At 73.2% G+C, this 21590-nt stretch carries 17 protein-coding genes; 4 read left to right on the top strand and 13 right to left on the bottom strand.

Features of this window, described 5'->3' with window-relative positions; translation table 11 throughout:
* Positions 1-133: 133 nt before the first annotated feature.
* From KBY47_RS34450 to KBY47_RS34435, 4 genes are all read right to left on the bottom strand, one after another.
* On the bottom strand, positions 134-1252 hold the full coding sequence (locus tag KBY47_RS34450) for a cellulose binding domain-containing protein (RefSeq protein WP_210928271.1): 1119 nt from the start codon (positions 1250-1252) through the stop codon (positions 134-136).
* Positions 1253-1497: 245 nt separating this feature from the next.
* Positions 1498-2523: a LacI family DNA-binding transcriptional regulator gene (locus KBY47_RS34445; protein ID WP_210928269.1), complete on the bottom strand. Its 1026-nt coding sequence runs from the start codon at positions 2521-2523 to the stop codon at positions 1498-1500.
* Positions 2524-2591: 68 nt separating this feature from the next.
* A complete protein-coding gene (locus KBY47_RS34440) occupies positions 2592-4175 on the bottom strand; it encodes an AMP-binding protein (RefSeq protein WP_210928267.1) in 1584 nt (527 codons plus the stop codon).
* A complete protein-coding gene (locus tag KBY47_RS34435; RefSeq protein WP_210928265.1) occupies positions 4172-5842 on the bottom strand; it encodes an AMP-binding protein in 1671 nt (556 codons plus the stop codon). Before KBY47_RS34435 ends, KBY47_RS34440 begins: the two co-directional genes overlap by 4 nt.
* Before the next feature lie 144 nt (positions 5843-5986).
* Between KBY47_RS34435 and KBY47_RS34430 the strand changes: the two genes are divergently transcribed.
* The 3 genes from KBY47_RS34430 to KBY47_RS34420 all read left to right on the top strand — a co-directional run bounded on the left by KBY47_RS34430 (position 5987) and on the right by KBY47_RS34420 (position 11920).
* Positions 5987-6895 carry a helix-turn-helix transcriptional regulator gene (locus KBY47_RS34430; protein WP_308405393.1) on the top strand — a complete coding sequence of 303 codons (909 nt, stop codon included), beginning with the start codon at positions 5987-5989 and terminating at the stop codon, positions 6893-6895.
* 147 nt (positions 6896-7042) lie between these two features.
* Positions 7043-9868 (top strand): LuxR family transcriptional regulator, encoded by a 2826-nt coding sequence (locus KBY47_RS34425; protein ID WP_210928263.1) that lies wholly within the window; start codon positions 7043-7045, stop codon positions 9866-9868.
* A gap of 1242 nt (positions 9869-11110) precedes the next feature.
* Positions 11111-11920 carry a trypsin-like serine protease gene (locus KBY47_RS34420; protein WP_210928261.1) on the top strand — a complete coding sequence of 270 codons (810 nt, stop codon included), beginning with the start codon at positions 11111-11113 and terminating at the stop codon, positions 11918-11920.
* A 133-nt stretch (positions 11921-12053) separates the two neighbouring features.
* Here the strand turns inward: KBY47_RS34420 and KBY47_RS34415 are convergent, their stop codons facing one another.
* The gene (locus KBY47_RS34415) at positions 12054-13169 is read right to left on the bottom strand and encodes a winged helix DNA-binding domain-containing protein (RefSeq protein ID WP_210928259.1); all 1116 of its coding nucleotides are present in this window, start codon (positions 13167-13169) and stop codon (positions 12054-12056) included.
* 127 nt (positions 13170-13296) lie between these two features.
* Between KBY47_RS34415 and KBY47_RS34410 the strand changes: the two genes are divergently transcribed.
* Positions 13297-14457, top strand: coding sequence for a magnesium and cobalt transport protein CorA (locus tag KBY47_RS34410; RefSeq protein WP_210928257.1), 1161 nt, complete (start codon positions 13297-13299; stop codon positions 14455-14457).
* Positions 14458-14472: 15 nt separating this feature from the next.
* Here KBY47_RS34410 and KBY47_RS34405 read toward each other — a convergent pair whose 3' ends face one another.
* The 8 genes from KBY47_RS34405 to KBY47_RS34370 form a co-directional block, all read right to left on the bottom strand.
* Positions 14473-14892 (bottom strand): hypothetical protein, encoded by a 420-nt coding sequence (locus tag KBY47_RS34405; protein WP_210928255.1) that lies wholly within the window; start codon positions 14890-14892, stop codon positions 14473-14475.
* Entirely contained in the window at positions 14889-15332 is a 444-nt protein-coding gene (locus KBY47_RS34400) for an SHOCT domain-containing protein (protein ID WP_210928253.1), read from the bottom strand. The genes KBY47_RS34405 and KBY47_RS34400 overlap by 4 nt, the downstream gene beginning before the upstream one ends.
* A gap of 118 nt (positions 15333-15450) precedes the next feature.
* Positions 15451-15648 carry a hypothetical protein gene (locus KBY47_RS34395; RefSeq protein WP_210928250.1) on the bottom strand — a complete coding sequence of 66 codons (198 nt, stop codon included), beginning with the start codon at positions 15646-15648 and terminating at the stop codon, positions 15451-15453.
* A gap of 118 nt (positions 15649-15766) precedes the next feature.
* Complete coding sequence (locus KBY47_RS34390) at positions 15767-18418, bottom strand: LuxR C-terminal-related transcriptional regulator (RefSeq protein ID WP_210928249.1); 2652 nt, start codon at positions 18416-18418, stop codon at positions 15767-15769.
* A gap of 90 nt (positions 18419-18508) precedes the next feature.
* Complete coding sequence (locus KBY47_RS34385; RefSeq protein ID WP_210928247.1) at positions 18509-18982, bottom strand: DsrE/DsrF/DrsH-like family protein; 474 nt, start codon at positions 18980-18982, stop codon at positions 18509-18511.
* Between the two features lie 14 nt (positions 18983-18996).
* Positions 18997-19314 carry a TusE/DsrC/DsvC family sulfur relay protein gene (locus KBY47_RS34380; RefSeq protein ID WP_210928244.1) on the bottom strand — a complete coding sequence of 106 codons (318 nt, stop codon included), beginning with the start codon at positions 19312-19314 and terminating at the stop codon, positions 18997-18999.
* 18 nt (positions 19315-19332) lie between these two features.
* The gene (locus KBY47_RS34375) at positions 19333-20574 is read right to left on the bottom strand and encodes an NAD(P)/FAD-dependent oxidoreductase (protein WP_210928241.1); all 1242 of its coding nucleotides are present in this window, start codon (positions 20572-20574) and stop codon (positions 19333-19335) included.
* Positions 20575-20675: 101 nt separating this feature from the next.
* The gene (locus KBY47_RS34370) at positions 20676-21185 is read right to left on the bottom strand and encodes a hypothetical protein (protein WP_247695676.1); all 510 of its coding nucleotides are present in this window, start codon (positions 21183-21185) and stop codon (positions 20676-20678) included.
* Positions 21186-21590: the final 405 nt, after the last annotated feature.

Below are 21590 nucleotides of genomic sequence, written 5' to 3'. Positions count from 1 at the left end.
GCGTGGGGGGTGCGTGGGGGGTAGGGGGATGCCCCGGGTTCCGCCCCTGCGGCGTGGGGCGGCGGCGGAACCCGGGGCCGACCGGGGCCGGCTCCGCGTGAGCGGCCTGCGCGGCCTGCGCGGCCTGCGCGGCTCAGGAGCAGGCGGTGCCGTTCAGTGTGAAGACGTCCGGCTGCGCGAACGTGCCCGTGTGCGAACCCTGGAAGCCGAAGGTCGCACTGGCTCCCGGCGCGATCCGCGTGTTGTGCGCCGCCGGGGTCGCGGTGACCGCCCCGGTGGACGGGCTGACGGTCGCGTTCCAGGCGTTGGTGATCCGCTGTCCGGAGGGCAGGGTGAAGGCCAGTCGCCAGCCGTCGACGGGCGCGGAACCGGTGTTCTTGACCGTGACGTCGGCGGTGAAGCCGCCCTGCCAGACGTTGGTGGCGTAGGTGACGTCGCACTGCGCCGGGCCGCCCGGGTCGGGGTTGGTGCCGCCGGTGTTCACGCTCGACGAGAACGAGTTCACCGCGAGCCCGGCCCCGTTCTGCCAGGGCTCGAACCCGGCCTGGACGCTCGTCAGGTACCAGTTGTTCTGGGCCATGCCCCGGGAGACGGTCTGCCGGACGAAGTCCATGACGTCGAAGCTCCAGCTGGAGATCGCGGACGGCGCGACGAAGGAGATCACGTCGTTGGAGCCGTTGCTGCCGGTCCAGACCTCCCAGTTGCGGCCGCCGACCGTGGCGTTGCCGACCGGGGAGCCGATCGGCTGGATGGAGCCGACCCGGTTGAACCAGATCATGATCTCGGTCCGGTTCACCCCGTCGGTCCGGGGCGTCGGGTCCAGCCAGATGTCGTACGAGGCGTTGTAGACGGCGTTGCCGACATAGCCGTACGAGATGCTGCTGGGCGCGCTGGAGATGGTGCTGAGCTGCGCCGGGAGGTTGGTGCCCGGGGAGCAGTTGGTGTAGTGGCAGCCGTTGAAGACGGACGGGTACGACTTGGGAGCGCCGTTGGTGGGCACCGAACCGTCCGCCTGGGTGACGGTGAAGCCGGTGTCGGTGACGTTGATGCACTGGGTGGCGCTGGTGCCCCAGCGGTTGTTCTGGGCGACGTAGCGGCCCTGGATCGTGGTGGAGCCGTACTGCTCACAGATCAGGGTGTCGGCCTGGGCGGCCGGTGCGGCGGTGAGGAGTGCCACGACGGTGGCGAGAGCGGTGAGCAGCGTGCCGAGCAGGGCGTGCGGGGTGCGGGTGCCGTGCGGTAACGGTCGCATGCGGGGCCTCTCGGGGATGCGGGGGAGGGTGGGGGGCGGGAGCGCTCCCAACTCCCCACTGATGGGAGCGCTCCCATAATTTGGTTCGCCGGTGACTGTAGGAGGCGCCCATGTCCCTGACAAGACTGTGCGCGGGCTGTTTGTCGAAGCGATTTCGAAGGCCCAGGTCAGAGGCGTTGATCCACTGGGCCGGATCACAATGGGAGCGCTCCCGAAACATTCGAAGCCGCTCGCACGCGGGCGTCTCAGGCCGAGCCGCGCACCACCAGCCGGGTCCGCAGGATCACATGCCGCCAGGCGACCTCGGGCTGCTCCATCTCCTCCAGCAGCAGCCGCACCATGGCCCGGCCGATCTCCTCCAGCGGCTGGCGGACCGTCGTCAGCAGCGGCTCGGTGTGCTGGGCGAGCTGGAAGTCGTCGAAGCCGATCACCGCGACGTCGTCGGGCACCCGGCGCCCCGCCGCGCGCAGGGCGGCCAGCGCGCCCGCCGCCATGGTGTCCGACGCGGCGAACACGGCGTCCAGCTCCGGGTGGCGCTCGAGGAGTTCGGCGGTGGCCCGGCACCCGCTCTCCTCGGTGAAGTCGCCCTCGGCCTCCCAGGCGGCCCGGGGCGCGATGCCGGCCCGGGTGAGCGCCTCCCGGTAGCCGCGCAGACGGCTCTGGGCGACGTACATGTCCAGCGGCCCGGTGACCGTGCCGATCGCCCGGCGCCCGCCGCGCAGCAGGTGCTCCACGGCCTCCCGGGCGCCGCCCGCGTTGTCCGCGTCGACGTAGGTGACCTGCTCGTCGCCCGAGCGGCGGCCCAGCAGCACGGTGGGCAGCCCGGCGTCGGCGAGCATGTCGGGCAGCGGGTCCTCGGCGTGCACGGACATCAGCAGCACCCCGTCGACCCGGCCGCCGCGCGCGTACTCCACGAACCGGGTGCGTTCGGCGTCCGAGCGGATCAGGGTGAGCAGCAGCTGCACCGAGGTGTCGGCGAGGGCGTCCCCGACCGCGCGGACCACCTCCGAGAAGAACGGTTCGCCGAACTTCCGCCAGTCCTTCTCGGTGATCGCCAGCGCGACGGCGTCCGCGCGCCGCCCCGCCAGTGAACGGGCCGCCAGGTTGGGCACATAGCCCAGTTCGGCGATGGCCCGCTGCACGGCCCGTCTGGTCGACTCCTTGACACCGGTCGCGTTGTTGATGACGCGCGAGACGGTGCCGCGCCCCACCCCGGCGAGAGCGGCCACTTCCTCCAGCGTCGGCGTGGTGCCGGGCTGCCGCTTGACCATATTCACCCCACCCCCAGGGCACCCGATCTTACGGTCCCGGGCGGGCGCGTGATCGCCGGACGGCGGTATCAGGCCGTCCCGTAGCGCTCCCGCAGTTCCACCTTGCGGACCTTCCCGGAGACCGTCATCGGGAAGGCGTCGAGGATACGCAGACCGCTGGGGATCTTGTAGTGGGCCAACCGGCCCTCGCAGAAGGCGCGCACCTCCGCCAGGGACGGCGGGTCCGCCGGGTCGCGCGGGACGACACAGGCCAGCACCTCCTCGCCGTACCGCTCGTGGGGCACGCCGACGACCTGGACGTCCGCGATCCTGGGGTGGGTGTAGAGGAACTCCTCGATCTCGCGCGGGTAGATGTTCTCGCCACCCCGGATGATCATGTCCTTGATCCGGCCGACGATCTCCAGGTAGCCGTCCTCGCGCATCACCGCGAGGTCGCCGGTGTGCATCCAGCGGCCGGGGTCGACGGCCTCGGCGGTCTTCTCCGGCTCCTCCCAGTAGCCGAGCATCACGCTGTAGCCGCGGGTGCACAGCTCGCCCGCCGTGCCGCGCGGCTGGGTCACCCCACTCACCGGGTCGACGACCTTGACCTCCAGGTGCGGCAGGACGCGGCCGACCGTGCCGGTGCGGTGCTCCAGGTCGTCGTCGCGGCGGGTCTGGGTGGAGACGGGCGAGGTCTCGGTCATGCCGTAGCAGATGGACACCTCGGTCATGTTCATCTCCGCGACCACCCGCTTCATCACCTCCACCGGGCAGGGCGAGCCCGCCATGATTCCGGTGCGCAGCGAGGACAGGTCGTAGGCGGCGAAGTCGGGGAGGTCCAGCTCGGCGATGAACATGGCCGGGACGCCGTAGAGCGAGGTGCAGCGCTCCTGTGCGACGGCGCGCAGGGTGGCCGCCGGGTCGAAGGACGGGGCGGGGATCACCACGCAGGCGCCGTGGGAGGTGGCCGCCAGGTTGCCCATGACCATGCCGAAGCAGTGGTAGAAGGGCACCGGGACGCACACCCGGTCCCGCTCGTCGTAGGCGATCATCTCCCCCACGAAGTAGCCGTTGTTGAGGATGTTGTGGTGGGAGAGGGTGGCGCCCTTGGGGAAGCCCGTGGTGCCCGACGTGTACTGGATGTTGATGGGGTCGTCGCAGGACAGCTCGGGGAACGGGGCGGGCGTGGCACGGGCCAGGAGAGCGTCCCAGCCGGGGTCGCCGATGAACACGGCCTCCCGCAGGGCGGGGCACCTCCCGCGCACCTGCTCGACCATCGCGCGGTAGTCGCTGCCCTTGTGGCTCGGGGAGGCGACGAGCAGGGAGATCCCGGCCTGGTTGAGGACGTACTCGACCTCGTGGGTGCGGTAGGCGGGGTTGATGTTGACCATGATCGCGCCGATCCGGGCGGTGGCGTACTGCACCAGCACCCACTCGGGGCAGTTCACCGCCCAGATGCCCACCCGGTCGCCCTTGCCGACCCCGCTCGCCAGCAGCGCGTACGCCAGTTCGTCGACGTCCGCCGCGAACCGGGCGTAGGTCCAGCGCCGCCCGGAGGGCACGTCGACCAGTGCCTCACGGTCGGGCCAGGCGGCCACCGCCCGGTCGAGGCTGGCGCCGATGGTGTCGCCGAGCAGGGGCGTCGTACCGGTGCCGTGCGTGTAGGAGTTCACCGGAAGTCCTCCTCGCGGTACTCGGCGTCCGACCCCGCCGCGGTGGCCTCGCGCAGCTCGATGCGGCGGATCTTGCCGGAGACGGTCTTGGGCAGCGGCGCGAACTCCAGACGGCGGACCCGCTTGTACGGCGCCAGGACCTCGCGGGAGTGCTCGAAGAGGACCTTGGCGGTATCCGGGCCCGGCTCCCAGCCCTCCGCCAGCACGACGTACGCCTTCGGCACGGCGAGGCGCAGCTCGTCCGGCGCGGGGACGACGGCGGCCTCCGCGACCGCCTCGTGCTCCAGCAGGGCGCTCTCCAGCTCGAAGGGGCTGATCTTGTAGTCGGAGGCCTTGAAGACGTCGTCGCTGCGGCCGACGTAGGTGAGGTAGCCGTCCTCGTCGCGGGAGGCGACGTCGCCGGTGCGGTAGTAGCCGTCCGCCATCGCCTCCGCCGTGCGCTCGGGGTCGCCGTGGTAGCCGGTCATCAGGCCGACGGGGCGGGCGGACAGGTCGAGCGCGATCTCGCCCTCGGTGGCGCCGGGCGCGCCGGTGACGGGGTCGAGGAGTTCCACCCGGTAGCCGGGGCTGGGCCGTCCCATGGAGCCGGTCTTCAGCGGCTGGCCGGGGCTGTTGGAGACCTGCACGGCCGTCTCGGTCTGTCCGAAGCCGTCCCGGATGGTGACGCCCCAGGCGCGCCGGACCTGTTCGATGACCTCGGGGTTGAGCGGCTCACCGGCGGCGACGGCCTCGCGCGGCGGGGTGCGCAGCTGGCTCAGGTCGGCCTGGATGAGCATCCGCCACACGGTCGGCGGGGCGCAGAAGGTGGTGACGCCCGCGCGGTCCATCTCGGCCATCAGCCGGGCGGCGTCGAAGCGGGTGTAGTTGTGCAGGAAGACGGTCGCCTCCGCGTTCCACGGGGCGAACAGGTTGGACCAGGCGTGCTTGGCCCAGCCGGGCGAGGAGATGTTCAGGTGCACGTCGCCCGGCTTGAGGCCGATCCAGTACATGGTCGCGAGGTGCCCGACGGGGTAGGAGGCGTGGGTGTGCTCGACCAGCTTGGGGCGGGCGGTGGTGCCGGAGGTGAAGTAGAGCATCAGCGGGTCGGTGGCGCGGGTGGGCCCGTCGGGGGTGAATCCGGCGGGGGCCGCGTACGCCTCCTCGTACGGCTGCCAGCCGACGGGGGCGCCGCCGACGGCGATACGGGTGTAGCCGCCGGGCACGTCGGTGAACTTGCCGGTGTCCGCCGACCGTACGACGGCGTGCCGGACCGCGCCCCGGTCGACGCGGTCGCGCAGGTCGGCGGGGCCGAGCAGCGGGGTGGCCGGGATGACGACGGCGCGCAGCTTCATCGCGGCGAGGGCGAGTTCCCACAGCTCGGGCTGGTTGCCGAGCATCACCAGCACCCGGTCCCCGGCACGCACGCCGCGCCCGCGCAGCCAGGCGGCGATCCGGTCGGAGCGGTCGGAGAGTTCCGCGAAGGACAGCAGGGACTCGGTGCCGTCCTCCTCGACGATGTGCAGGGCGGTGCGGTCGTTGCCGTCCGCGATGACGTCGAACCAGTCGAGCGCCCAGTTGAACTCCTCCGGGCGCGGCCAGGCGAAGCCCTCCTGGGCGGCGGCGTAGTCCTCGCGGTGGGCCAGCAGGAAGTCGCGGGCCTCGCGGAACTCCTCCGTGGGTGTCGTCATCTGTCCTCCTGTGTGCCGGAGCATTGCCGGGCGGCTCCCGGACATCGTGTAATCCGTGATGCGGGTCTCACCACCCCCGAACGGGGGGATGCGCGGCACGGCGGGCGGCGCGGCGGGTGTGAAGGGCGCGGGAAGGGCGAGCACGTGGCGGTGGAGCCGGGCGGAACGGGCACGACTGCGGACGGGTCGGTGGAGATCCGGGACGCGCTGCTGCGGCTGCGCCGGGCCACGGGGCTGCCGGTCGCCTTCGGCGGGCTGGTGGAACCGGGCCGTCCGCAGGTGCGCATCAGCGAACTCAGCGGCACCTGCACCGGCGCGCTGCGCGCCCTCGCGGTGGGCTCGGGCAACGGTCTCGGCGGCCGGGCGGTGGCGCTGGCCCGCCCGTGCGCGGTGTCCGACTATCCCGCCTCGCGGCGGATCAGCCACGAGTACGACGTCCCGGTGGCCGCCGAGGGCCTGCGCTCGGTCCTCGCGGTGCCGGTGGTGGTGCGGCGCCGGGTGCGCGGGGTGCTCTACGGCGCGCTGCGCACCGCCCAGCCCCTGGGCGACCGGGTGCTGCGGGCGGCCGTGGAGTCGGCGCGGGACGTGGAGCAGGCGCTGCTGGTGCGGGAGGAGGCGTACGGCCTGCTGCCGGAGGCGGCCGGGGGCGGGGAGGGCGCTGCCGTACGGGAGGCCGGCATCGTACGGGAAGGTGGCGTCGTACGGGAGGGTGCCGTCGTACGGGAGCGCATGCGGGAGGCGCACGCGGCGCTGCGCGCCCTCGCCCCGAGGATCGCCGACCCGGCGCTGCGGGCGGAGCTGCTGGCCGCCTGCGGGCTGCTCACCGCGCACGACGGACCGGACGGCGGGCCCGGGGCGGTGTCGCTCACCCCGCGCGAGGTGGACGTGCTGGCCTGTGTCGCGGGGGGCGCGACCAACGCGGACACGGCCCGGCGTCTCGGGCTGCGGCCGGAGACGGTGAAGGGGTATCTGCGCTCCGCGATGCGCAGGCTGGGCGCCCGGACCCGGGGTGAGGCGGTCGTCGCGGCGCGCCGGGCGGGGGTGTTGCCGTAACTTCTGGTGGATATTCCTCCCGTGGCCGGAGAATTTCCCTCCACACGCCCCTGGACTCGGTCCTGTTATTAGCCTCACGACCTCCGCCCTCCGAATTTCAACGACATGTTGCCTAGAATTTGGCGGACACGACACACGGAGGGAGCGGTGACCGTGCGACGGGACTTGAAGGAGTCTGGCCGACGCCGCCCCGACCTGGTCATCGGCCGGGAGGAGCTGTTCACGGCCGCGCGCGAGCAGCTCGGCCGAGGCGGCAGTGTGCTGCTGCACGGCCCGGCCGGAATAGGAAAGTCGCATGTGCTGCGGGCATTGGCCGCGGAATACGGCGGCGAGGGCCGGACCGTGTTGCGCTGCTCGGCGACCGAGTCCGAATCCCATCTGCCGTTCCTGGCGCTGGCCGATCTGCTCGGTCTGGTCCTCGGCGAGGTGTCCGGGAAACTGCCCGCCGCCCAGCGCACCGCCCTGGAGTCGGCGCTCACCGGCCGGGGCGAGTCGACCCTCCAGCGCGACGGGCTCGCCCTGCGCCTCGCGGTGCTGTCCGCGCTGCGCGTCCTCGCCGCCGACGGGCCGGTCCTGCTCGTCTGCGACGACCTCCAGTGGCTCGACCCGGCCAGCGCCGAACTCCTCGGCTTCGCCGCCCGCCGCCTCGGTGACACCCCGGTGCGGATGCTCTGCGCGGTCCGCACCGACGACCACGAGGAGTACGACGGTCAGCTGCGCGCCTCCCCGCCCGACACCCTCGCGCTGCGGCTGGGCCCGCTGACCCGCGCCCAGGTGTCCGGGCTGCTCGACCAGCGCGGCTACCCCGGGCTGTCCCGCTCCGTCGTCCGCGACATCCACCGCACCAGCGGCGGCAACCCGCTCTTCGCCCTCGAACTCGGCCGCGCCCTCGCCGAGAGCCCCACCCCGCCCCGGCCCGGCGAGCCGCTGCCGGTGCCGACCTCGCTGCGGGCGCTGGTCCTCAGCCGCCTCCAGATGCTGCCGCCGGAGGCCCGGAACACCCTCCTCGTCGCCAGCGCGGGCGCCCGGCCCACCCTCACCCTGCTGCACGCGGCCGGACGGGTGAACGCCGAGGCGGAGACCGCGCGCGCCGCCGAGCTGGGCCTGCTGGCGACGGAGCCGGAAGGGCCCGCCGTACGGTTCGCGCATCCGCTGATATCGGCCGCGCTGTACGCGGAGGCGACCGGGCAGCAGCGGCGGGCCGCGCACGCGGCGCTGTCCCGGGCCGCGTCCGACCCGATCGAACGCGCCCGGCACCTGGCGCTGGCCACCACCGGCGCCGACCCGGAGGTGGCGGCCCGGCTGGCCGAGGCGGCCGCGCTGGCCCGGGACCGCGGGGCGCCCTCGGTCGCCGCGTCGCTGGCGCTGCTCGCCGCCCGGCACGCCCCCGCCCACGGTGTCCCGGGCCCCGACGGCTACCTGCTCCAGGCCGCCGAGGACGCGCTGCTCGCCGGGGAGGTCGACCTCGCCCGGGACATCGCCCGCGAGGTGCTCGACCGGTCCACCGCCTCCGCCGACCGGGTGGGCGCCTGGATGGTGGTCATCGAGGCCGCCGGGCAGGCCCTCGGGGAGGTCGACGCGGTCTTCCCGCAGGCCCTCGCCGACGCGGGCGACGACCCCCGGCTGCTCGCCCTGGTCCACTACCAGCTGGCCTGGCGCGGGCTGATGGTGCTGGGCGACTTCGCCGAGGCCCGGCAGGAGGCCGCGCACGCCGCCGAACTGGCCGCGCGCGGCGGTGACCGGCGCACCGAGCTGCTCGCGCTGGCCTTTCAGGCGCAGACCGAGACCCTGATGGGGCACCCGGACGCGCCCGCGACGATCAAGCGGGCGCTGCGCGAACCGCAGGACCCGCAGGTGGCGTGCCACCACAACGGGGCCGGGGCGGCCCGCTTCCGCTGGCTGCTGATGAGCGACCAGCTCACCGAGGCGCGGACCACCGTCACCGCGCTGCTGCGGGAGGTGCGGCGGCGCGGCATGGTCGAGTCCGAGGTGCACTTCCTGCGCTTCCTCGCCGACACCGAACTGCGCTCCGGGCACTGCGGCCGGGCCCTCGACCTGGCCCGCGAGGGCCTGCGGCTGGCCCGGGACTGCGGCATGGGCGAGGGCGCCTCCGCCATGCTCACCTCCCTCGCCGAGGCCGCCGGCGGTGACGCGGGGCGCGCGCTGACGCTGGCTCAGGAGGCCGTGGGCCACGCCGAGGAGGACGGCGACACGGTCTACCTCTCGCGGGCCCTGGCCGCGCTCGGGCACGCGCAGCTGGTGGCGCGGGACGAGGTGGGCGCGGCGCGGTCGCTGCGGCGGGTGCGGGTGCTGGAGGAGGGGCTCGGGGTGACCGACCCGGCGCGCGGGCGGTGGCACGGGGACCTCGCGGAGGCGCTGGTGCGGATCGGTGAGACCGGGGAGGCGCAGGACGTCATCGACGTCACCCGCGAGCACGCGTTGCGGCTGGACCGGGAGAGCGTGCTGGCCGTCCTGGACCGGGCCGAGGCCCTGGTGCGGGCGGCGCACGGGGACCTCGACGGGGCGATCGCCCAGCTGACGTCCGTTCAGGACCGGCTCGCCAAGCTGGGGTACGGCCTGGAGGAGGCGCGGGCCGCGTTCGAACTGGCCCGGCTGCGCGCCGGACGCCCCGGCCCGGTCACGTCCTCCTACGAGGAGGCCGCCCGGCTGTTCCGGCGGTGCCGGGCGCTGCCGTGGCTGCGCCAGGTGGACGCGGCCGTCGCGGCGGCGGCCCCGCAGCCCGCGGTGCCCGTGCCCGCGCCCGCGCCGCCCGCCGCGCTGGAGGGCCTCGCGGCGATGGAACGCCAGGTCGCCGCGCTGGTCATGGAGGGCGCCACCAACCGGGAGATCGCCGCGCGCCTGTTCATCAGCGTCAAGACGGTCGAGGCGACCCTCACCCGCGTCTACCGCAAACTCGGCATACGCTCCCGCGTAGACCTCGTCCGCCTGGCAGCGGGCCGCCCTACGGGGTGAGACGGGCGGGGTGAGACGGGCGGGGTGAGACCAGCGGGGTGACGGTGGGCCGCGCCGGATGGCTCCGCCTGACACCAGTTCCCCCGCGCCGGACACGCTCCCCCCGACACCAGCCCCCCACCGGACACGCCCCAACCAACGACGGTCCGCCACACCGAATGGGCCCCACCCAACACCAGCCCCCCACCAGACACGCCCCAACCAACGACGGTCCGCCACACCGAATGGGCCCCACCCAACACCAGCCCCCCACCAGACACGCCCCAACCAACGACGGTCCGCCACACCGAATGGACTCCACCCAACACCAGCCCCCCACCAGACACGCCCCAACCAACGACGGTCCGCCACACCGAATGGGCTCCACCCAACACCAGCCCCCCACCAGACACGCCCCAACCAACGGCGATCCACCGCACCGAATGGACTCCACCCAACACCAGCCCCCCACCGGACACGGTCCGACTGGCGGCGGTGCGTGCCGCGGGGTGTGGTCCGAGGCTGGGGCGGGGCGGGGGCGGGTGAGGTCCGCTGGCGGTGGGACATCACGGTGTGTGAAGCCCGGATGACGGCCGAACGCGCCCCGGAGACACCCTGCCGCGACGGGGCCCCACGCCGGACGACGACCGACTCACCGGCGGGCGCGCCCTGGGGACAAGGGGACAACCCGTCCGCGCCGGACGCCACGCTGAGGAGGGCCGGCTGGCGGCCGTACAGGCCGTACGCCTCCTTCCGACAACCACCGGCTCGCGGCTGGACGCATCCCGGTGGAACCCGCTCACGGCGGGACACCACGCCGGTGGGCAGCTGGCCGCCGGGGCAGGCCAGATGGCGGCCCGCTGGCGGGCGGGCGTCAGGCCCGGATGACGGCCGAATCGCGGTCGGGTGTGCCCCGGTGACGGTCCATCGGCGGCCCGGCGCCGAAGCTGGCGGCGGGCGGCTCGGTGCCGGTGCCCTCCCGGACGGCGACCGGCCTGCGGGGGGACGCGCGGCGGTGACAGCACGTCGGGGGCGGGCAGGTGACGTCCGGGTGGGTGGTTTAGTGAGGGGGATCGAGGGTTATCCCTGCCCAACTCCCTTGCCGCTAGGGGGTTCCCTCATTGGGTGGGGGTTCGGGCCGGGCCTAGCGTAAGGGACGTGCCGCTCGCTCGGGCACACGGGGTGCCACCGCGACCGACCGTCCGGGAGCCCCGTGCAACCCCCCACACCCGCGCGCCCCCCACCGGCCACACGAGGAGACTCATGTTCGGGCTCGACCGCGCCAGAAGGACCGTCAGGAGGAGAGCCGCCGCTCTCGCCGTCACCGCCGCCGCCACGGCCGCCGCCACCGCGCTCACCGGCGCCCCGGGGGCCGTCGCCGCACCCCAGCCGATCGTCGGCGGCACGACGACCACCACGACCGCGTACCCCTTCGTCATGCAGATCACGGACGCCTCGCAGAACCAGTTCTGCGGCGGCACCCTGGTCGCCCCGACGAAGGTCGTCACCGCCGCGCACTGCATGGTCGGCGAGACCACCAGCAGCGTCCGGGTGGTCGGTGGCCGCACCTACCTCAACGGCACCAACGGCACGGTCAGCCGGGTCAGCAGGATCTGGATCCACCCGAACTACACGACCGCCACCCGCGGTGAGGACGTCGCCGTGCTGACGCTGTCCACGTCGATGCCGTACACCACGGCGCCGTACGTGTCCGCGTCCGACACCGCCGTGTACGCGGCCGGGACCACCGCCCGGATCCTCGGCTGGGGCACCACCCGCTCCGGCGGCAGCTCCTCCAACCAGCTGCGCACCGCGACCGTGCCGACGGTCTCGGACAGCAGCTGCGCCGGTTCCTACGGCTCCAGCTTCGTCGCCGCGGAGATGGTGTGCGCCGGGTACTCCTCCGGCGGCGTGGACACCTGCCAGGGCGACAGCGGCGGGCCCCTGCTGATCGGGGGCAGGCTGGCGGGGATCACCTCCTGGGGGCAGGGCTGCGCCCAGGCCGGTTACCCGGGTGTGTACACCCGGCTGACCACGTTCTCCAGCCTGGTGACCGCGCAGGTCACCTCATGACCGGCGGTCGGCCGGTCCGAAGGACTCCTGAGTAACCCTCAGGTGCGAACCAGGGGGCGTTGCGGGCCTCCACGAGCGGCCCGCAGCGCCCCCTCTCCATGTCAGCCCTCGTCCGCGTCGGCCCTCGTCCACATCAGCCCTCGCCCACGTCCGTCACCTCGCCGAAGCGGACGTCGTACGGCTCCCCCGGGTACAGCACCCCCAGCATCCGCTCGCCCTCCGCCGCCACCGCCGTGCGTGCGGCCCGCCCGAGGCCGGCGAACGGCTCGATGACGAGGGCGTCGCCGCGCAGCTTCCACACACCCGCGAGGAACCCGTCCACCAGGAACGTGGGGTGGGCCGTGTTGCCCTGCCAGGTGCGGCCCCGGTAGGCGGCGGGCACGACCCGGGTGCGGTCGGCGTGGGACAGCAGCAGGTTGTCGTACTCGGGCAGGAAGCGCGGCGGGGCCGGGGTGTCCGGGTCGGGGCGCGGCGCGTCGGGCAGATCGAACAGCTCGGTGCCCCGCTCGTCGCGGAAGGTCAGCAGCCGGGGGCGGAGCCGTTCGAAGGCGGGCCGCAGCCGGGTGAGGCCGGACCAGGTCTGCATGTCCTTCACGGACGCCGGGCCGAAGGCGGCGAGATAGCGCACCACGACGTCCGCGGCGTCGGGCGCGGGCTCGGCGGGGCGGCCGAGCCACCGTTCGACGGTGGTGAGGGCGACCTGTCCGCTCCTCCCCCACAGCCCGCGCGGCGTCACCTGCACGAGCGGCAGTCTGCACCGGGCGGCGACGGCGAGGGCCTGCGGGTCGGCCTCGGGCCACTCGGCGCTCAGGGCGTCCCGCAGCTGCCCCATGGTGCGCGGCTCGGCCTCGACGAGTTCCCTGGCCAGCAGGGCGAGCCGGTCCAGGTCGACGCCGACGAGCCCCTTCCGGAAGATGTTGATCTCCCGGTCCCGGGCGGGCTGCACCAGCGGGCGCAGGGTGAGGGCGTCGTCGGCGGTGTGGGTGTGGATGGTGGACCGCATGGTGACGATCCGGACGGCCTCGCGCTCGGCCATGAGCCGTGACAGCGCCTCCGGCGCGAACCCGTCGAGGCGTGCGGCGAGCGCCTGGTACGGGGGCCTGACGTTCTGCGCCTGGAGCCCGAGCAGCCGCCCGACGGCCGCCGCCGCGGTGAGCGCCGCGGGCCGCAGGAGCAGCTGCCGTTCGAGGGTGGCGCGGTTGAGGGCGCGCGTGCCGAGGAGGGGCGCGGGGGTCGCCGACTTGGTCATGGGGGCACGGTAGCCGGGATAGCGGTCAGCTCCTGTCCTAGATCGCAGTGTGGGCGAAACCGGGTACTGTCCGCGAGGACGTGCCGTGTCCTCGCGGGGACACCGACCTGAGTGGAGGGCAGCCGCGATGTCCGAGCGACGTAGTCGTCCCGCGCCGAGGAACCCGCTGCGCCCGGTCTGGCGGCGGTCAGGGCCACCGGAGCGGACGGCGCAGCGGGAGCCCGCGGTGCCGCCGGCGGCCACGCCGGAGCCACCGGCGCCCGAGCCGGTCAGCGTCGTGCAGGCCGCCCTCTACCGGGACGGTGTGCGGGTGTCGTCGCCGGACACGCTCGCCGAGACCTACCGGGAGCTGCGCGAGAAGCCCTCGGGCATGGCGTGGATCGGTCTCGCCCGGCCCACCGACGCGGAACTGCTCTCCCTGGCAGCGGAGTTCGACCTGCACCCGCTGGCGGTGGAGGACGCGATGGAGGCGCACCAGCGGCCGAAGCTGGAGCGCTACGGCGACACCCTCTTCGTCGTCCTGCGGGCCGCCCGCTACCTGGACGCCCCCGAGGAGGTCGACTTCGGCGAGCTGCACGTCTTCGTCGGCCCCGACTTCGTGATCACGGTCCGGCACGGCGCGGCGCCCGACCTGTCCGCCGTACGGCACCGCATGGAGGACAGCCCGGAGCTGCTGGCGCTCGGTCCGGAGGCGGTGCTGTACGCCATCCTGGACGCGGTGGTCGACGGCTACGCGCCGGTCGTCGCGGGCGTCCAGAACGACATCGACGAGATCGAGACGGAGGTCTTCCGCGGCGATCCCGAGGTCTCCCGCCGTATCTACGAACTCTCCCGGGAGATGGTGGAGTTCCAGCGCGCCACCCGCCCCCTGGTCGGCATGCTGCACGGCCTGATGGCGGGCTTCGCCAAGTACGGCACGGACGAGGAACTCCAGCGCTATCTGCGGGACGTCGCCGACCACGTCACCCACACCAGCGAGCGCGTCGACGGCTTCCGCCAGGCCCTGGCCGACATCCTGACCGTGAACGCCACCTTGGTGACCCAGCAGCAGAACGCCGAGATGCGGGCGCTGGCGGAGGCCGGGTTCGCGCAGAACGAGGAACTCAAGAAGATCTCCAGCTGGGCGGCGATCCTCTTCGCCCCGACCCTCGTGGGCACGATCTACGGAATGAACTTCGAGCACATGCCGGAGCTGGACTGGAGCTTCGGCTATCCGTTCGCGATCGGCCTGATGGGGCTGGTCTGCGTGAGCCTGTACGTGGTCTTCAAACGGCGGGACTGGCTCTGAGGCGAGCCCGGCCGGTCAGAGGCCCACGTCGTCCCTGCGGGCGACGCACAGGGCCCAGATGACGAACCCGGAGATCGCGATCATGATCACCGACCACACCGGGTAGTACGGCAGGGACAGGAAGTTGGCGATGATGACCAGCGCGGCGACGGCGACCCCGGCGATCCGGGCCCACAGCGCCGCCTGGTACAGCCCCAGGCTGATGATCACGGCGACCACGCCGAGCGCCAGGTGGACCCAGCCCCAGCCGGTGAGGTCGAACTCGAAGACGTAGTTGGGCGTGGCGACGAAGACGTCGTCCTCGGCGATCGCCATGATCCCGCGGAAGATGTCCAGGAGCCCGGCGATCGTCAGCATGACGGCGGCGAAGACCGTCAGGCCCCCGGCCCAGGCGTACTTGGCGGAGTGCGCTCGCGGCGCGTGGGTGGCGGTCATCGTGGTACCTCGCTTCCTCCGGTGCCGCTCAGGACCAGTTCCTTGGCGCGGCTGAACTCCTCGTCCGTGATGTCACCCCGGGTGCGCATCTCGGAGAGCCTGGCGAGTTCGTCGATGCTGCTGGGGCGCTTGCCCCCGCCGGCCGTCTCCCGGATGTAGGAGTCGAACGCCTTCTGCTGTGCCTGGGCGTGCGCGATCTCACGGCCGCCCATGTCCCTGCCGCGGGCGATGAGGTAGACGAACACGCCGAGGAAGGGCAGCACGACCACGAAGACCAGCCAGCCGGTCTTGCCCCAGCCGCCGAGGCTGTCGTCGCGGAAGATGTCGCCGATGATCCGGAAGAGCAGGATGAACCACATGATCCACAGGAAGACCCACAGGATGGTCCAGAACATGCTCAGCAGCGGATAGTCGTAGGCGAGGTACACGTCGGTGTTCATCGCTCTCCTCCGTCTCGGGCGGGGGGGCTGGTGTGCCGTGCCCGCTCCTGACCTCAGCGTGGGCGTACCGGTGGCCGGCGGGCTTCACCCGGAGCGGGTGAAGTGGCCCGGCGGGCGGTCAGTCCGGCAGCTGCCGCAGCTCCAGCACCCGCAGTCCGAGGGACTGGAAGCGGGCCAGCAGCCCGTAGAGGTGCGCGTCGTCGACGACGGGTCCGTACAGCACGGTCTGCCCGGAGATCACCACGTGCTCCAGTTCCGGGAAGACCTTGGCCAGCGTCTCGGACACATGTCCTTCGACACGGATCTCGTAGCGCATGTGCTGTGCTCCCGCCGGTGTCGGGGGCGGACCTGCTGGGGTCGTCCCATCGTTACGCCCCGCGCGCCCGTCGCACCTCACCCGGGAGGTGTGATCCGGCCCCCCGGCCGGGTGCCGGTCAGAGCAGGTCCAGCTCGCGGGCGCGCCGTACGGCGTCATGGCGGCGGTTGACGGCCAGCTTCCGGTAGACGCTCTTGAGGTGGGTCTTGACCGTGTTCACCGACACGAACAGGTCGGCGGCGATGTCCTCGGTCGACATCAGCTGGGCCAGCCGCAGCAGCACCTCACGCTCGCGTCCGCTCAGCTCCTCCACCAGCAGCGGCGCGGGTTCGGCGGAAGCGGCGGAACCCGGCACCAGCCAGCCCGCCGCCAGCCGCTCGAGCGGCCCGCTGCCCAGATACGGCCGCAGCCACGGGCCCGCCTCCAGGAAGGGGCGCCGCAGCCGCTCGCGCCGGGCCTGGGTGAGCGCCCGCGCGAGCAGGTCCCGCGCGGCGCCGCCGTCCCCCGCCGCGTCCGCGGCCTGCGCCCGCAGCAACGCGGCCCGGACCAGCACCGCGGGGCCGGTGCGCCCTTCGGCGGGGATGTCGTCCAGCAGTCGCAGGGCCGCGTCGACCTGACCCGCGGCGAGCCGGGCCCCGGCGGCGCCCACCGCGCAGGTGGGCGGCTCGTGGGCCACCTGGTCCAGCACCTCGTTGGCCGCCTCCGGGCGCCCCTCGGCCAGGTGGGCGGCGGCGGCCACCAGTGCGGCGTGGCCCCGCGCCCAGGGGGAGGCGACCTCGGCGTCGAGAGCCGGTTCGGCGGCGGCCAGCGCGGCGCGCGCCCGGCCCCGGGCCAGCAGCAGCCGGGCCGTCGCCAGGGACCGCCCGGCCGCCGTCACCGGGTCGGGGGGCGCCGTGGGCGGCGCGGAGTCGAGGAGGGTCTGCGCCTCGGCGAGTTCGTTGCGGTCGACGGCCACGGCCGCCAGGACCAGCCGCCCCAGTTCACCGCCCGTCGGCTCGGACGCGTCGAGCCGCTCCGTCCCGGCCGTCGCCGCGACCGCCTGGCGTTCCGCCCGGGCGGGCCACCCGTCGAGGTAGTCGATGAGCGCCAGCAGCTGCAAGGACTCCTCCCGCGGCAGCGCCGTGGCGGCACCGGCGGTTCCGGCGGTCACGGTGGTGAGCGCGGCGCGCGCCTCGTCGAGGTTCCCGGCCCACAGCCGTGCCGACCCCAGGTGGGTCATCAGCAGGGCGGGCAGCTCCGGGTGCTTCTCCAGCAAGGGTGCGGGGACCTCGCGCTGCGCCTGCCGGGCCGCCCGTACGGCCCGCTCCGCGTGGTCGGGGGAGCCGGTCAGCCGGGCCGCGACCGTCTCCAGCAGCGCGCAGCTCAGCCGGGCCGCCGCGGGGCCCGGCTGGTCCGCGGTGAGCCGGGCCTCGGCGCGCCGCAGATGCGTCAGCCCGCGGTCGAGGTCGTGCCGGGACAGGTCGCGTGCCGCCCGGACCAGGTGCGCGGCCGGGCTGTCCGGCTCGGGTCCCATGCCGGAGAACAGTTCGGCCAGGTCGTCGGAGCGTACGCCGGTGAACAGCTGTCCGATCGCCAGGTCGTCGACGAGGGCGTCGGAGGTGAGGTCCCAGTCCCCCGCGGCGGCGCCGTGCGCCAGCATGTCCGCGAGGGCGCCGGAGCGCCGCAGCCAGCGCGCCGCCCGCAGGTGCAGCTCGGGTTCCAGGCCCGGGCAGCGTTCCCGCAGGTGGGCGCGGAGGATCTCGCGGAACAGGGGGTGCAGGCGGTACCAGGAGTGCCCGAGGTCCTCGACGAAGGCGTTCTCGCTGTGCAGCCCGGCGAGGATGGGCCCGGCGTCGGCCCGCCCGGTCAGCGCGTTCACCAGCTCGCCGCAGAACCGGTCCAGGACGCTGATCCGCAGCAGCAGGTCCTGGATGGGAGGCGGCTGCCGCTTGAGGACCTCCGCCAGCAGGAAGTCGGCGACCGTGCTGTGCCCGGCCTCGAACTCCTTCAGATAGCGCTCCGGGTCCGGGCTCTCCTGCGCCGCCAGCGCGCACAGCCGGAGCCCGGCCGCCCAGCCCCGGGTGCGGTCCACCAGGGTGGTGGCCGCCGCCACGGACAGCCGCAGCCCGTGCAGCCTCAGCAGGGCGACCGTCTCCTCGGGGGTGAAGGCCAGCTCTGCGTCCCGGACCTCGGTCATCGTCCCGGCCGCGCGGTACCGGTGCAGTGGCAGCAGCGGCTCGGTGCGGGTCACCAGGACCAGGCGCAGTCCCGGTCCGGCGTGGTGCAGGACGAACTCCAGCTGCTCGGAGATCTCGGGGGTGGTGACGCGGTCGTACTCGTCGAGGACCACGGTCACCGCCCGCTCGCCGCCGCCGAGCCCCGCGGCGAGCCTGGTCAGCAGGGTGTGGTCGACCCGGCCCGCGTCGGCGGGCGCGCCGACGTCGGCGGCGCCGGGCGCCCCGCTGGTGCGCAGGGCCTGGAGCAGATGGGCCCAGAACATCCCCGGGCCCTGGATCGCGGTGTCCAGGGTGAGCCAGGCGACCGGACCCGGCAGGCCCGCGGCCCAGTCGGCGGCCAGCAGGGTCTTGCCCGCCCCCGCGGCCCCGTTGATCATCGTCAGCGGGGTCGGTGGCGACCGGTGGAGGCGCTCGACCAGCCGTTCCCGCCGCAGGAAGGTGGCGGGTCTGGCGGGGAGGGCGAACCGGGTCCGCAGGAACGGGTCACCCAGGGGGTCGACGGACGGACCTGCCGGCAGGTGCTGGTTCTCCTCGATCGCTGTCACCGCGCTCACCGCCCCAGGCCGCAGGATCGGAGACGTTTCCCCTTCACCATCACAGGCTTCCGGCGGATGCGCGCGCCGGGGCCCCGGGCGGAGCCGGGCTCAGGTGTAGATGATCTGCCCCCCGGCGGCGTGCTCGTAGAACTCGCCCACGGTGATGACGCCCTTCACCTGGTCGATCAGGTCGTCCTCGGTGAGGTCGAAGAGGTCGACGGAGGCCTTGCAGGCGTAGAGTCCGGCGCCGGTGTCGGCGATCATCTCGATGAACTCGGGGATCGGCGGGATGTCGAGCTTCGCCATCTTGCGTTCCAGGACCCGGGTGACCAGGTCGGGCATGCCCGGCAGGCCGCCCACCAGGGTCGGCAGGTGCAGGCCCGGGTTGCCGACGGTGGCCAGCCGGATGTGTTCCCAGCGCCGCCTGGTGACGGCGTCCAGGCCGAAGAAGGTGAAGAACAGGTCGGCCTCGATGCCCTCGGCGCGGGCGCCGTTGGCCATGATCAGGGCCGGGTAGATCCCCTCGAGGGACCCCTTGGAGACGATGATCGAGACCTTCTCGATCGTGGCGGTGTCGGCCATGGCGGGTGCCCTCCTCAGACGCAGCCGCGCGGCTTGGGTATCCCGGCGATCTTCGCGGCGGTCTTCGCCGGGCCCTTGGGGAAGAGCTGGTACAGCTCCTTGACGCTCACGCCGGAGGACTTGCCGAGGACCCGGACGGTGGGTCCGGTGCCGTCGGCCGCGTACCTGGCGCGCATGAAGCGGATGACCGTCCAGTGCCGGTCGGTCAGGGGAGCGATGCCCGCCTCGCGGGCGATCTGCTCGGCCATGGACTCGGTCCACCGGCCGGGGTCGGTGAAGAAGCCGTCGTCGTCGACGGGGACGGGGGTGCCGTCGTAGGTGGCGGTGGGCATGGCGGTGTTCTCCTCTGCTCAGGCCGGGAGGTGCTTCTTGCCGCGCTCGGGCATCGCGGAGCCGATCCCGGCCGGTTCGCGGCCCGGCAGCAGGCCGTGCCAGTAGAACCGCTCGAAGGCGAGCTTGCCGAGGTGGTTGGCGTACGACTCCTTCAGCAGCGGCAGGCCCACGGCGGCCGGGAAGTGACCGGGCAGCGGCTCGGTCTCGTAGTTGAAGTCGATCAGCAGGGCCTTGTGGAAGCCGGTCTCGACGAAACAGTTGGCGTGCCCGTCGTAGGCGGCGTCCAGAGGCCGCCCGGCGAGGAAGCGGCCGATGTTGCGCACCAGCGTCTCCCCCTCGAAGTGGGCCACCGACCCCGCCTTCGACGCGGGCAGACCGGCCGCGTCCCCGATCGCGAAGACCTCCGGGTGGTCGGGGTGCTGGAGGGTGTGCGGGTCGACGGGTACGAAGTCCAGTTCGTCGCCGAGCTCTTCGGACCGGCCGACGTACGCGGCGCCACCGTGCAGCGGCACCACCACGGCCAGGTCGAAGGACAGCTCCCGGCCGTCGTACGACACCATCCGGCCGCCCGCTCCGTCGACCTCACCGAGGGTGAACTCGGTGACCAGTTCGATGCCCTTGCGCTCCAGCAGCCCGCCGAGCGTCCTGGCGGCGACGGGCTTGGTGAAGGCGCCGTCCAGCGGGGTGGCGTAGGTCAGCCGGACCCGGTCGCGAATGCCCCGCCGCCGGAAGTACCAGTCGGCGAGGAAGGCGAACTCCAGCGGCGCCACCGGGCACTTGACCGGAAGGTCCGCCACGTCGACCACGATCCGCCCGCCCTCGAAGCGGTCCAGCGCCGCGCGCAGCCCCTCGGCGCCGGGCAGGTCGTAGAAGGTGAGGACCTTCTCGCCCCAGCCGTCACCGGTCAGCCCTTCGGTCTCCTCCGGCAGCAGCCGGGCGCCGGTGGCGACCACGAGGACGTCGTAGCCCAGGGTGATGCCACCGCCGAGGCGCACGGTGTGCGTGTCGAGGTCGACCCGCTCGACCGGTGCCTGCTTGTAGTCGACGGCCGGGTGCAGCTGCCGGGGACGGGACCGGACGAGGCGGTCCGGACGTGCCGCCCCGAAGGGGACGAAGAGCAGGCCGGGCTGGTAGATGTGGTCGCCGTCCTGGTCGACGACCGTGATCCGGACCTCGCCCTCGCCGTGTGTACGACACAGGCGGTTGGCGGCCATGGTGCCCGCCGTCCCGCCACCGAGGATCACGATGTGTTTGCCCATGCCTCCACTGTCGTGCGGGAGATGGGGGCGGGCATGGGGCCACTGGTCCCTGCACAGGTACCCATGGGGGTATACCTACGGCGGCGGAGTCCGGCCTCGTCTCAGCTCGCGGGAGCCTCCCGCGAACCGCGGGGCAGCGAGCCGGTGCAGGTGGCGCGGCCGAACTCGCCCGCCGCCGTGGCGCCCTGTACGTGCCTGCCGCGCACCGCGACCGCACAGCGGGCCTCGCCACCCTTCTCGCCGAGGGTAATGCTGACGACCGCGTTCCGACCGAGGGGCACGTCCACGGTCTTGCGCCACGGCAGGGACGCCGCCTTGACGACGACGGCCTCCCCGGACTCGCTGCGGGCCTGGTAGGTGATGTCGGCGGTCCCGGTGCCGGTGACCTCGTAGGTCACCGCGGCGGTGGGAACACGACGCTCCGACTCCTCGGTGTCGTTTCCGCCATCGACGACCACCCCGTACCCGACCAATGCCGCGCACGCCGCGAGCACTCCGCCCGCGATGAACAGCCCCGCGCGATCGGGCCGCCGGGCCGGGGACTCGGCCTGTTCCCCGGTATCCCCTTCGGCGGCATCCCGTTCCACGACATCCCGTTCCGTGTCGTCCATGGAATTCCCCCTCCGAATAGCACGAATAACGATTCACCCCGTACCCGGGCGATAACCGGGGGCTTTATACCTGACGCCGCCGCCGGTCCGCCACTGCACGGACAATTCAGACAGTGCCCGGCCGTTTTGCCGCCAACTGTCGCAACTGTCTAATCGTTTGACATGGCATCAGCTGCCTGCCTAGAAACCACCGGCGCCATTCCCACCGCTTTTTTCATGCATCTCGGAAAACGGCTCGGGGTGGTGTTTTCGGCCAGGTTCTATCAGGAAGGTTTGGTGTGAGACCCAGACTGGGAAGGGCAACGGCCTGCATGGTGGCAGCCGCGGTGATCAGCACCGCACTGCCCCAGCTCGCCTACGCCGCACCACCCTCGAACGACAATGACGGCGGCGGGATCGTCGACA

The sequence above is a fragment of the Streptomyces sp. B93 genome, assembly GCF_018070565.1.
Classification (GTDB): domain Bacteria; phylum Actinomycetota; class Actinomycetes; order Streptomycetales; family Streptomycetaceae; genus Streptomyces.
This window is presented reverse-complemented; position numbering and strand designations above follow the sequence as displayed.